Genomic DNA, 11810 nt, shown 5'->3' with positions numbered 1-11810 from the left:
CCCGGGCGCCCGCCCACCGGCCCGGTTGACGGGGCGGCGGACCGGGCACTGGAACGATGGACGGGCCGGTGGACGGGCCGGGGCCGGAAGCGCGCGATTTGCAACGACTTCGCCCCGTTCCCGAGCCCGCTGTGCATCCGCGAGGCCGTTGGCCCTAGGCTTCTGGTCCGTTCGGGGTTTTCCCGCCGGTCAGCCGACCGGACGGGCGCCGGAACCACATCGGCCGAGCGCCGAACCGAAAACCGCCGACCACGACACACCAACGAGGGGAACGTTAGTGAATCTGCGCGCTCTCACCAAGGGAGACGCCGCCGTCGCAGGTGCGGCCGTCCTGCTCTTCATCGCCTCCTTCCTGCCGTACTGGACCGTCGAGTGCAAGGGCAAGTACTGCGGCGACACCTCGACGAACGCCTGGGACAGTGTCCTGTTCCCCGTGCTGCCCTCGGTCTTCCTGCTCGGCATCCTGGCCGCCGCCCTGATCCTGGTGCAGCGCTTCCAGGGCCAGGCGGCCGCGACCCGTCAGATCCTCGGCCTGCGCCTGGACCAGTGGGGCATCGCCTTCTCGGTGGCCGCGCTCTGGACCTCGCTGTGGGCGCTCGGCGGCGGCCTGGAGGGCATCGGCCACGGCATCGGTGCCTGGCTGGCCGTCATCGCGCTGATCGTGCTGACCGGCGCCTCCGCCGGCGGCCAGCTGATCCCGGTGCTCAAGACCCCGCTGGTCACCGACAGGCCGGCCACGCCGGCCGCGTTCCCGGCCGGCGGCTACCCCGCCCAGGGCCAGCCCGGTCAGCCCGGCCAGTACGGCTACCCGGGCCCGGGCGTCGACCCGAGCCAGGCGCAGTCCCCGGCCTTCGGCGGCCAGCCCGGCGGCTACGGCTACCCGTCCCCGCAGGCCGGCCAGCCGGTCGCGGGCCAGCCGCACGACCTCGCCGCCCAGCAGGCCCCGGCCGCGCACGCCGCCGAGGCCGAGGCCGCCCGTCAGGCCTCCGCCCAGCAGGCCGCCCAGCCGCAGCCCGCCCCGGCGGCGGACTTCGCGCCGTTCTGGTTCGCCGTCCCGGCGCCGCGCCAGCTGGCCCCGAAGGACAACCCGGCCGGCGGCCCGGTCGGCGAACTGGTCCCCGGCACCTGGTACCTGGCGGTCGAGCAGCGCGGCGCCGCGCTGGTCGCCCAGCTCCAGGACGGCACCCAGGGCGTGCTGGCCGACACCTCGGGCATCCAGCGCGGCTGACCCGCGCGGCACCCCGTACGGCGAAGGGGCGGGACCGGATTTCTCCGGTACCGCCCCTTCGCCGTACCGCCCCTCCGCCGAACCGCGGGCACCGCCGGACCGCGGGCACCTCGGGTGCGACAGCCCGGCGCCCGCTCAGCAGCAGTCCTGGACCACCAGACCGGCCGGCAGTTCCTCGCCGCCGAACACCGCCACCGTCGCCGGGTCGCCCCCGAGCGCCGCGACCGCCAGCAGCAGCGCCCCCGCCGTCCAGGTGGTGCGCTCCTCCGGCCAGATCGCGTCGTCCTCGAACACGTACCCCGTCCAGTAGGAGCCGTCGGGGTGCCGCAGGTGCTTCTGGATCCAGCGCAGGATGTCCACCGCGCGGTCGGACTCGCCGATCGCCCAGAGCGCCATCGCCAGCTCGGCGCTCTCGCCGCCGGTCACCCAGGGGCGGTCGCTGACGCAGCGCACGCCCAGGCCGGGGACGACGAAGCGGTCCCAGTCCCGGGCGATCCGGGCCTGCGCCGCCGGGCCGCGCAGCGCGGTGCCGAGCACCGGGTAGTACCAGTCCATCGAGTAGCGGTCCTTGTCGAGGAACCGCTCGGGGTGGTGGGTGACGGCGTGCCGCAGCCGGCCGGCCGCGAGCTCCCAGTCGGGCTGCGGCTCGTCCAGGTAGTCCGCGACGGCCAGCCCGCAGCGCAGCGCGTGCAGGATGCTGGAGGAGCCGGTGAGCAGCGCCTCGTCGGTGGCCCGGCCGTCCTCGTCGACCCGCCAGGCGATCGGGCCGCCGGGCAGCCGCTGGGCGACGATGAAGTCCAGCGCGCGCCGGACGGTCGGCCAGATCCACTCCAGGAAGGTGTCGTCACCGGTGGAGAGGTGGTGGTGCCAGACGCCGACCGCCAGGTAGGCGCAGAAGTTGGTCTCCTTGGCCGGGTCGCAGACCTCGCCGTCGGCGAGCCCCGGCTTCCCGTAGGCGTAGCCGGCGTACCAGGAGCCGTCCGGGTTCTGGTGCTTCGCCAGCCAGCGGTAGGCGGCCTCGGCGGCGGCGTGCTCGCCGGCCGTGTCCAGCGCCATCGCCGCCTCGGTGTGGTCCCACGGGTCGAGGTGGTGGCCGCGGAACCACGGTATGGCACCGTCGGGCTGCTGCTCGGCGAGGATGCTGCGGACGGTGCCGGCGGCCTGCTCGGCGTCGAGCACGCCGTCCAGCAGCAGGACCTCGGGAACGGCGGCGGTCACTCCGCCCCGCCCGCGCCCTCGGCCCCGCGACCGGCCCGGTGGGGCTTGGTGGCGTAGGCGACGAAGCTCTTGCCGATGACCGGGTTGAGCGCCCGCTCGGCGGCCTTGGTGAGGGTGCTGATCACCGGGGTGCCGACGATGTCCCAGACCAGCAGCTGGTGGTACGCCTTCACCGGCAGCGACTTGTCGTTGTCGACGCCGACGGCGCACTTGATCCACCAGTACGGGGAGTGCAGCGCGTGGGCGTGGTGGGTGCCGTAGGGCTCCAGGCCGGCGTCCTTGAGCTTGTCGAGCAGTTCGTCGCCCCGGTAGATCCGGATGTGGCCGCCCTCGACCTCGTGGTACTCGTCGGAGAGCGCCCAGCAGATCTTCTCGGGCAGCCAGCGCGGCACGGTGACGGCGAGCAGTCCGCCGGGCTTGAGCACCCGGAACATCTCGTTGAGCACGCCCTTGTCGTCCGGGATGTGCTCCATCACCTCGGAGATGATGATCCGGTCGAAGTGCTCGTCCTCGAACGGCAGCGCGAGCGCGTTGCCCTCCATGGCGACCGCGGACGCGCCCTCCGGTGCCTCGCCGGCCTGCTCCATGGCGGCGAACCACTTCCTGACCTCGGCGATCTCCTCGGCGTTCTGGTCGAGGGCGACCACGTCGGCCCCGCGCCGGTAGCACTCGAACGCGTGCCGTCCCCCGCCGCAGCCCAGGTCGAGCACCCGGTCGCCGGGGGCGAGCGGGAAGCGCGAGAAATCAACGGTCAGCACTGCGGACTCCCATTCCTTCGGTACCAAAGGGTTCCTGACGCCGAGTCAGAGAAATCGCGGGGACGGACGGCGGCCGGGGGCACCGTCCGGCGCGGCCGCGGGTGCGGGCGCCGGTCACCCGCCGCGCCCGCCCGGCCGTTCGGCGGACGCCGTCAGGCCACGTAGCGCCAGCCCGGGCCGGAGCGGGCCCGGCGGCCGGTGCCGGTGGCGATCGCGGCCCGGTAGCCCTCGACCGTCAGCTCGGCGGCGCGCTCCCAGGTGAACCGGGCGAGCACCCGCTCCCGGCCCGCCGCGCCGAGCGCGGCGCGCAGCTCCGGGTCGTCGAGCAGCCGGCCGAGCGCCGTCGCGAGCGCGTCCGCGTCGCCCGGGGGCACCGCCAGGCAGCTCTCGCCGTCCGGACCGGCCACCTCGGGGATCGCGCCGCCGGTGGTGGCGACGAGCGGGGTCGCGGTGGCCATCGCCTCGGCGGCCGGCAGCGAGAAGCCCTCGTACAGCGACGGCACGCAGGCCACCTCGGCCGAGCGGTAGAGGTCGACCAGTTCCCGGTCGGTCAGGCCGTGCCGGAACTCGATGTGCGGCTCCAGCCCGAAGGCGCGCACGGCGCGGGCGATCGGACCGTCCTCCTTCTGCGGCTTGCCGACCACGACCAGGTGCGCGTCCCGTTCGGTGCGGACCTTCGCCAGCGCCTCGACCAGGTGCACCAGGCCCTTGAGCGGCACGTCGGCGCTGGAGGTGGTGACGATCCGTCCGGGCACCCGGGCGACCTCGTCCGACGGGGACCACAGCCGGGTGTCGGCGCCGATCGGCACCACCGAGACGGCGTCCGGGGCGGCGCCGAGGTGCTCGGCGATCTCCCGCTTGGAGCTGCCGGAGACGGTGATGATGTGCTCGAGCCGGGCGGCGACCCGGCGCTGCATCCGGGTGAAGGCGTACCAGCGGCGCAGCGACAGGCGCTTCAGCCGACCGGGGGCCGCGTCCAGCTCCACCCGGCGGTCCACCGTGATCGGGTGGTGGATCGTGGTGACCAGCGGGAAGCCGTGCCGGGCCAGGCCGAGCAGGCCGTAGCCGAGCGTCTGGTTGTCGTGCACGACGTCGTAGCGGCCGCGGTGCCGGGCCAGGTACTGACGGGCGCGCAGCGAGAAGGTCAGCGGCTCGGGGAAGCCGCCGGTGCGCATGGTGGCGTACTCCAGGACGTCCACGGCCCCCCGGTACTCCTCGCGCGCCGGGGTGCGGAAGGGGTCGTCGGCGCGGTAGAGGTCCAGACTGGGCAGCTCGACCAGCCGGACCGAACCCGGCCCCTCGACCTCGTCCAGGACGGGGTACGGCTGGGCGCCGATCACGTCCACGTGGTGGCCGAGCCGGGCCAGCTCACGGGAGAGGTGCCGTACGTAGACGCCCTGACCGCCGCAGAACGGGTCGCCGCGGTACGAGAGCAGGGCAATCCGCAGCGGCTGCGCGGTCATCGTCGGCCCTCATCTCTGCTGCTGTCTGTGCTGCCGGTCGGTAAAGTAGATCAGGTTTCAGTGTGGTGTGGAGTTCACCGGTGACCCTGTGAACAATGAGAGACCTCGAAGATACCGGCCCGTAGCTTCCGCTCAGGATCCAGGGCTGGTGATTCGCGCCACGCCCGGGCGCCACGCCCGGCCGACCGTGCCCGTCCGGAGCAGCCCCACCACTCTCGCGCCCGGGAGCGTCCTTGCCGTCACCGTCCTCACCGCCGCCCGCACCGCCCGCACCGCCGGCGTCCGCACCCTCCGCCGCCCCCTCGCCGGGTGCCGCTCCGGCGCCGCTCCCGGCCGCCCCGGCGGCACCGCCGCTGACCGCCCGGCAGGCCGAACGCCGGCGGCGGATCCTGCGGACCGCGACCGCGCTGGCGGCCCGCGGCGGCTACGACGCGGTCCAGATGCGGGAGGTCGCGGAGGGCGCCCAGGTGGCCCTGGGCACCCTCTACCGGTACTTCCCGTCGAAGGTCCATCTGCTGGTCGCGGTGATGCTGGAGCAGCTGCGCGGCCTCCAGGAGCAGGTCCGCCGGCACCCGCCGACGGAGCGCGAACCGGCGCGGCGGGTCGCCGAGACGCTCACCCGGGCGTTCCACGCGCTGCAGCGCGAGCCGCTGCTGGCGGAGGCGATGGTCCGCGCGCTCTCCTTCGCCGACCGCTCGGTGGGCGCCGAGGTGGACCAGGTCTCCGCCGCCACCGGGCAGCTCATCCTGGACGCCATCGGGCAGTCCGGGCCGCCGACCGGGAGCCAGCGTGCCGCCGTCCGGGTGATCGAGCACACCTGGCACGCGGCGCTGGTCGCCTGGCTCTCCGGCCGCGCCTCGATCGCCGAGGTCAGGGCCGACCTGCACACCGCCGCCCGGCTGCTGGAGCTGCCCTGAGGCCGCACCGGCCGCGGCGCGACGGAGCGCCCGTCGAACTGGAACCTGTTCTCACCCCGGCCGCGTCCGGGCACCTGGCCCGGCGGCTAGAGTCGACGGGACAATTCCATCCCGCTTCTCCTGATCCGGGGAAAGCCGGTGCGAATCCGGCGCTGACCCCGCAACCGTGAGCCCGGCGCCCGTCCGCCGGCGAGCCGGAGCACCCGGGGAGAGGCGAGCGGCCCCATGCCGGGCGGACCACCGCCGGCACCGTCGAGGTCTACGGAACGGCCGGCCCCGGCCGGCACCGCTCATCGAAAGGCACAACTCCGATCATGCTGACCGCCGCCCGCGCGGGCGCCGCCGCCCTGGCCGCCGCGCTGCTCGCCGGAACCGCCGCCGCCACCCCGGCGTTCGCCGACGTCCCGAGCCCCACCGCGAGCCTCGGCACCGCCCCGCTCCCCGACGGCCTGTACGGCAAGGGCGACCCCACCTACGACGGGGTGTGGCGGCAGTCCCTCGCCCTGACCGCGCTGACCACCGCCAAGGTGACCCCCGCCGACTCCGCCGTCTCCTGGCTGACCGGACAGCAGTGCGCGGACGGCGGCTGGCCCTCGTACCGCGCCGACGCCGCGACCGCCTGCGACCCGGTGTTCGAGGACAGCAACGCGACCGCGCTCGCGATCCAGGCGCTGACCGCCCTCGGCGGGCACCAGGACACCGTGGACAAGGGCGTCCAGTGGCTCAGGGCCAACCAGAACGCGGACGGCAGCTGGGCCTACAACCCCGGCAACCCGGGTGACGCCAACTCCACCGGCCTCGCCGTCAACGCCCTGATCGCCGCGAAGACCGACCCGGCGACGGTCGCCAAGGCCGGCCGCAACGCCTTCGACGGGCTCGCCGTCTTCCAGCTCGGCTGCGCCGCCCCCGCCGACCAGCGCGGAGCCTTCGTCTACCAGACCGCCCCGGCCGGTTCCCCCGCCGCCGAGCCCAACGCCCTCGCCAGCGGCCAGGCCTCGCTCGCCGCGGCCGGCGGGAAGCTTCCGGTCGCCAACGGCAACCGGACCGACGCCGCCCCCAAGGCCCTGGCCTGCGCCGACGCCGGTGCCACCGCCACCGCCGTCCCCCGGGCCGACTCCGGCGAGGCGGCGGGCGCCTACCTCACCGCGCAGCTCGCCGCGGGCGGCCAGCACCTGATGCTGACCCTGCCCGGCGCCGCCCCCTCCCCCGACTACACCGCCACCGCCTGGGCCGCGCTCGGCCTGGTCCAGGGCGGGCACCCGCAGCAGGCCGCGGGCGCCGTCGACTGGCTGGCCAAGGAGGGCGGCAACTGGACCAAGGGCGGCACCGACGCCGCCGCCACCGCCACCCTGGTGCTGGTGGCGCAGGCCGCGCAGCGCGACCCGGCCGCCTTCGGCGGGGCCGACCTGGTGGCGCAGCTGACCGCGCTCGGCCCGGCGCCCAAGGCCGTCGGTGCGGCGTCGCCCGGTGGCTCCGCCTCTGCCTCGGCCTCCGCCTCGGCCGAGAAGGACAAGGACGGCGGCATCGGCAAGTTCTGGCTGCTCGGTGTCGGCCTGCTGATCGGCATCGGCGGCGGGCTGGTGCTCAGCCTGCAGCGCAAGCGCGGCGCGAAGCTGTGACCCCGCCCGGCCGGGACCGGGAACCGCGTCCGACCACGGCCCCGGTCCCGGCCGTTGCCACCCCTGCCGGCCAGGCAACCGCTGCCACCGCCGCCGTAGCGCCTGCCGCCGTAGCCCCCGTAGCCGCCGCCGTCGCCGTCGCCGTCGCCGTCGCCGTCGCCGAGAACGAGGCGGCGGCGGTCCGGCGGCGGGTGGTGCGGGCGGCCCTGCGCTTCCTGGCCGGGACGGTCGTCGGCCTGCTGATCGTGCTCCTGCTCGGGGCCGCTCAGGCACAGGCCGCCGGCTACCGCTACTGGTCGTTCTGGCGGTGGTCCGACGGCGGCTGGACGTACCAGCAGCAGGGCCCCGCCGTGCACGTCCCGGCGGACGGCGAGGTCGAGGGCTGGCGGTTCGCCGTCAGCCCCGACGGCGGCCGGCAGGCCACCCGGCCCGGGCAGAGCGGGGACTTCGCCGCCCTCTGCGCCGGTACACCGGCCGAGGCCGGGCGCAAGCGGGTCGCCGTGGTGCTGGACTTCGGCGGCCCCGCCGACGCGCCCGCCCACGAGACCCCGCCGGAGCCCCGGACCGCGTGCGCCCTCGTGCCGACCCGGGCCAGCTCGGCGGAGGTGCTGGCCACCGTCGCCCCTCCGCTGCGGTACGACGGCAGCGGGTTGCTCTGCGCCATCGCGGGCTATCCGCGCACGGGCTGCGGCGAGCAGCTCGGCGGGGCGGCGCGGCCGACCGGGGCGGGCGGGAGCGGCACGGCCACCGGCCCGGCCGACGCCACCGGGTCGACGGCGGCCGGGGCCTCCCCCGGTGGCGCCGGACCCGTCCTCGGGATCGGCGCCGGCCTGGCCCTCGTCCTCGCCGTGGCCGCGGGCGCCCGTTGGCAGTCGCGCCGCCGCAGATGACGCCGGCCACCACCCGGCCCCGCCCGCCCGCCGCCCCGCTCCGGACCGACCCCCTGGACCCCACCGTGCCCACACCCCGCGCCGCCCGCCGCCGACCGGCCGCCGGACCTCGCCAACTGCACCCAGGAGCCTGGTGGTTGTGGGCACTCGGGCTGGGCGCGGCCGCCACCCGCACCACCAATCCACTGGTCCTGCTGCTGCTGGCCGCCGTCGCCGGGTACGTCGTCGCCGCCCGACGCGGCGACGCGCCCTGGTCGCGCTCCTACGGCGCGTTCCTGCGGCTCGGCCTCCTGGTGCTCGGCATCCGGCTGCTGTTCGCCGTCCTCCTCGGCTCGCCGGTCCCCGGTACCCACGTCCTCTTCACCCTCCCCGAAGTCCCGCTGCCCGCATGGGCGCAGGGCGTCCGGATCGGCGGCCGGGTGACCGCCGAGGGGCTGCTCGCCGCGCTGTACGACGGGCTGCGGCTGGCCACCCTGCTGGTGTGCGTGGGCGCCGCCAACGCCCTCGCCAGCCCGGCCCGGCTGCTGCGCACGCTCCCCGGCGCGCTCTACGAGGCGGGCGTGGCCGTCGTGGTCGCGATGACCTTCGCGCCCAATCTGGTCGCCGACGTGCAGCGGCTGCGCGCCGCCCGCCGGCTGCGCGGCCGCTCCGACCGGGGCGTGGCCGCCGTGCTCAGCGTCGGACTGCCCGTCCTGGAGGGCGCGTTGGAGCGCTCGGTGGCGCTGGCGGCGGCGATGGACACCCGCGGCTTCGGCCGCACCGCCGCCGTGCCGCGCCGGATCGCCGTGCTCACCGCCGGGCTGACCCTGGCCGGGCTGCTCGGCATCTGCCTGGCCGCGTACGGGCTGCTGACGGCGGGCGGGGCCGGCTGGGCGGCGCCGGTGCTGGTGATCGGCCTGGCCGCCGCCTTCGCCGGGCTGCTGCTGGGTGGGCGGCGTTCGGTCCGGACCCGGTACCGGCCCGACCCCTGGGCGCTGCCGGAGTGGCTCACCGCCGGGTCCGGGGTCGCGGTGGCGGCGGCGACGGCCTGGCTGGCCACGCTGGACCCGCTCGCCTTCGCCCCCACCGTCGTGCCGCCGACCGCGCCGGTGCTGCCCGTCGCCGCCGCGGCCGCCGTCCTGTTCGGGCTGCTCCCCGCCTTCGTCACCCCGGTACCGCCGGACACCGGCGGCAGCGCCGCCGCGTCCAGGAACCCGACCACCACCCCCAAGGCCGCCACCACCGAGCCCGGGAGGACTCCGTGATCACCTTCGACCAGGTCGGCGTCCAGTACGCCGACGCCGAGGCGCCCACGATCGACGGCGTCGACCTGACCGTGCCCGAGGGCGAACTCTGCCTGCTCGTCGGCCCGTCGGGCTCCGGCAAGTCGACCCTGCTGGGCACCGTGAGCGGCCTCGTCCCGCACTTCACCGGCGGCGTGCTGCACGGCCGGGTGACCGTCGACGGGCGCGACACCCGGGAGCACCGCCCGCGCGACCTCGCCGACCTGGTCGGCACGGTGGGCCAGGACCCGCGGGCGCACTTCGTCACCGACACGGTCGAGGACGAACTCGCCTACGGCATGGAGTCCCTGGGCCTGCCCCCGGACGTGATGCGGCGCCGGGTCGAGGAGACCCTCGACCTCCTCGGCCTGGCCGAGCTGCGGCAGCGGGCGCTCGGCTCGCTGTCCGGCGGCCAGCAGCAGCGGGTCGCCATCGGCTCGGTGCTCACCGTCCACCCGAAGGTCCTGGTCCTGGACGAGCCGACCTCCGCGCTCGACCCGGGCGCCGCCGAGGAGGTGCTGGCGGTGCTCCAGCGGCTGGTGCACGACCTCGGCACCACCGTGCTGATGGCCGAGCACCGGCTGGAGCGCGTGGTCCAGTACGCCGACCGGGTCCTGCTGCTGACCCCCGGCGCGCCGCCGGTGCTGGGCGAGCCCGCCGAGATCATGGCGCACTCACCGGTCCACCCGCCGGTGGTCGGGCTCGGCCGGCTGGCCGGCTGGCACCCGCTGCCGCTCACCGTCCGCGACGCCCGCCGCCGGGCGGCCGGGCTGCGCGCCCGGCTGGACGGCCACCGGCCGCCCGCCGCCCCGGCCGCCTCCGCCACCGGCACCCCGCTCGCCACCGCCTCCCGCCTGGTGGTCCGGCGCGGCCCGGTCCCGGCCCTGCGCGGCGTCGACCTCACCCTGCACGCCGGAACGATCACGGCCCTGATGGGCCGCAACGGCGCCGGCAAGTCCACCCTGCTCGGCGCCCTGGTCGGCCTGCACGCCCCGGCCTCCGGCTCGGTCGACGTCGGCGGCCGCACCCCGCACCGCACCCGGCCCGCCGAACTCGTCCGCCAGGTCGGCCTCGTCCCGCAGGACCCGCGCGACCTGCTGTACGGCGAGAGCGTCACCGCCGAGTGCGCCTCCGCCGACCACGACGCGGGCACCGAACCCGGCACCTGCCGGGCCCTGGTGGAACGGCTGCTGCCCGGCCTGCCCGACGCCGTCCACCCGCGCGACCTCTCCGAGGGCCAGCGGCTCACCCTCGCCCTGGCGGTGGTGCTGACCGCCCGGCCGCCGCTGATCCTGCTCGACGAGCCCACCCGGGGCCTCGACTACGCGGCCAAGGCCCGGCTGGTCGAGATCCTGCGCGGCCTCGCCGCCGAGGGCCACGGCGTCCTGCTCGCCACCCACGACGTCGAACTGGCCGCCGAACTCTCCGACCGCACGGCCGTCCTGGCCGACGGCGAGATCGTCGCGGACGGCCCGACGCCGGAGGTGGTGCTCGGCTCGCCGGCGTTCGCCCCGCAGGTCGCCAAGATCCTCGCCCCGGGGCCCTGGCTCACCGTCCACCAGGTCGCCGGGGCCCTCGACCGGATCGGACCCGACGCATGACCCCGCCCTCCGTCCTCGCCCGCCCGGTAGCGCTCGGCCGCCGTTCCGTCCTCGCCCTGGCCCTGACCTCCCTGGTCGGCGTGGCCGGCTTCGGCTGGCCGCTGCTCGCCTCCACCGACTCCGCCCTGGTCGGCCACTCCGCCGACGCCCCCTGGCTGTTCGCCCTGCTGCTCCCGCTGCTCCTGGCCGTCGTCGTCGCCCAGATCTCCGAGGGCCGGACGGCGGGCGGCGGAGCCCCCGGGCTGGACGCCAAGTCCGTCGCACTCCTCGGCGTCCTCGCCGCCGCCGGCGCCGCCCTGCGCCCGCTCGGCGCGGGCACGGCCGGACTGGAGCCGATGTTCTTCCTGATGGTGCTGTCCGGCCGGGTCCTCGGACCGGGCTTCGGTTTCGTCCTCGGCGCGCTGTCGATGTTCGCGTCGGCCCTGCTCACCGGCGGCGTCGGCCCCTGGCTGCCGTTCCAGATGCTCGCCATGGGCTGGGTCTGCCTCGGCGCGGGCCTGCTCCCCGGCCCGGCCCGGCTGCGCGGCCGCCGCGAACTCGCCCTGCTCGCCGGCTACGGGGCCGTGGCCTCGCTGCTCTACGGCGTGGTGATGAACCTCCAGGGCTGGCCCTACATCGCCGGCCTGGCGAGCTCGATCTCCTTCGTCCCCGGCGACCCGGTCTCCGAGAACCTGGTCCGCTTCGCCGTCTACTGCCTCACCACCTCCCTCGGCTGGGACCTCCCCCGCGCCGCCCTCACCGTGGTCCTCTGTCTCACCCTCGGCACCCCGGTCCTGCGCGCCCTGCGCCGCGCCACCCGCCGCGCCGCCTTCGCCGCCCCGGTCACCTTCCGGCCTCCGACCGACTGAGAACGG

Annotated in this window: 10 protein-coding genes and 1 riboswitch; of the genes, 7 read left to right on the top strand and 3 right to left on the bottom strand. The window is 76.3% G+C overall.

Annotation, left to right across the window (positions count from 1 at the left end):
* Positions 1-277: 277 nt before the first annotated feature.
* Positions 278-1228: a hypothetical protein gene (locus ACIPYS_RS01440; protein WP_093862244.1), complete on the top strand. Its 951-nt coding sequence runs from the start codon at positions 278-280 to the stop codon at positions 1226-1228.
* Positions 1229-1363: 135 nt separating this feature from the next.
* Here the strand turns inward: ACIPYS_RS01440 and ACIPYS_RS01435 are convergent, their stop codons facing one another.
* From ACIPYS_RS01435 to ACIPYS_RS01425, 3 genes are all read right to left on the bottom strand, one after another.
* Entirely contained in the window at positions 1364-2446 is a 1083-nt protein-coding gene (locus tag ACIPYS_RS01435) for a prenyltransferase (protein WP_093862243.1), read from the bottom strand.
* Positions 2443-3204: a class I SAM-dependent methyltransferase gene (locus ACIPYS_RS01430; protein ID WP_045944337.1), complete on the bottom strand. Its 762-nt coding sequence runs from the start codon at positions 3202-3204 to the stop codon at positions 2443-2445. Before ACIPYS_RS01430 ends, ACIPYS_RS01435 begins: the two co-directional genes overlap by 4 nt.
* Before the next feature lie 152 nt (positions 3205-3356).
* The gene (locus ACIPYS_RS01425) at positions 3357-4667 is read right to left on the bottom strand and encodes a glycosyltransferase family 4 protein (protein WP_093862242.1); all 1311 of its coding nucleotides are present in this window, start codon (positions 4665-4667) and stop codon (positions 3357-3359) included.
* 233 nt (positions 4668-4900) lie between these two features.
* Between ACIPYS_RS01425 and ACIPYS_RS01420 the strand changes: the two genes are divergently transcribed.
* The 6 genes from ACIPYS_RS01420 to ACIPYS_RS01395 all read left to right on the top strand — a co-directional run bounded on the left by ACIPYS_RS01420 (position 4901) and on the right by ACIPYS_RS01395 (position 11804).
* Positions 4901-5584, top strand: a complete 684-nt coding sequence (locus ACIPYS_RS01420) for a TetR family transcriptional regulator (protein ID WP_093862241.1) — start codon at positions 4901-4903, stop codon at positions 5582-5584.
* A 128-nt stretch (positions 5585-5712) separates the two neighbouring features.
* Positions 5713-5789: riboswitch (cobalamin riboswitch) on the top strand.
* A 109-nt stretch (positions 5790-5898) separates the two neighbouring features.
* Positions 5899-7203: a prenyltransferase/squalene oxidase repeat-containing protein gene (locus ACIPYS_RS01415; RefSeq protein ID WP_400741755.1), complete on the top strand. Its 1305-nt coding sequence runs from the start codon at positions 5899-5901 to the stop codon at positions 7201-7203.
* On the top strand, positions 7200-8093 hold the full coding sequence (locus tag ACIPYS_RS01410; protein WP_400741752.1) for an SCO2322 family protein: 894 nt from the start codon (positions 7200-7202) through the stop codon (positions 8091-8093). Before ACIPYS_RS01415 ends, ACIPYS_RS01410 begins: the two co-directional genes overlap by 4 nt.
* Entirely contained in the window at positions 8090-9337 is a 1248-nt protein-coding gene (locus ACIPYS_RS01405; RefSeq protein WP_400742822.1) for a CbiQ family ECF transporter T component, read from the top strand. Before ACIPYS_RS01410 ends, ACIPYS_RS01405 begins: the two co-directional genes overlap by 4 nt.
* Positions 9334-10956: an ABC transporter ATP-binding protein gene (locus ACIPYS_RS01400; protein ID WP_400741749.1), complete on the top strand. Its 1623-nt coding sequence runs from the start codon at positions 9334-9336 to the stop codon at positions 10954-10956. Before ACIPYS_RS01405 ends, ACIPYS_RS01400 begins: the two co-directional genes overlap by 4 nt.
* A complete protein-coding gene (locus tag ACIPYS_RS01395) occupies positions 10953-11804 on the top strand; it encodes an ECF transporter S component (protein WP_400741747.1) in 852 nt (283 codons plus the stop codon). The genes ACIPYS_RS01400 and ACIPYS_RS01395 overlap by 4 nt, the downstream gene beginning before the upstream one ends.
* Positions 11805-11810 lie beyond the last annotated feature (6 nt).

The organism is Kitasatospora sp. NPDC089913, assembly GCF_044748625.1.
In the GTDB taxonomy this organism is placed as follows: domain Bacteria; phylum Actinomycetota; class Actinomycetes; order Streptomycetales; family Streptomycetaceae; genus Kitasatospora.
The sequence above is the reverse complement of the archived record's forward strand: the minus strand, read 5'-3'. Positions and strand labels throughout refer to the sequence as shown.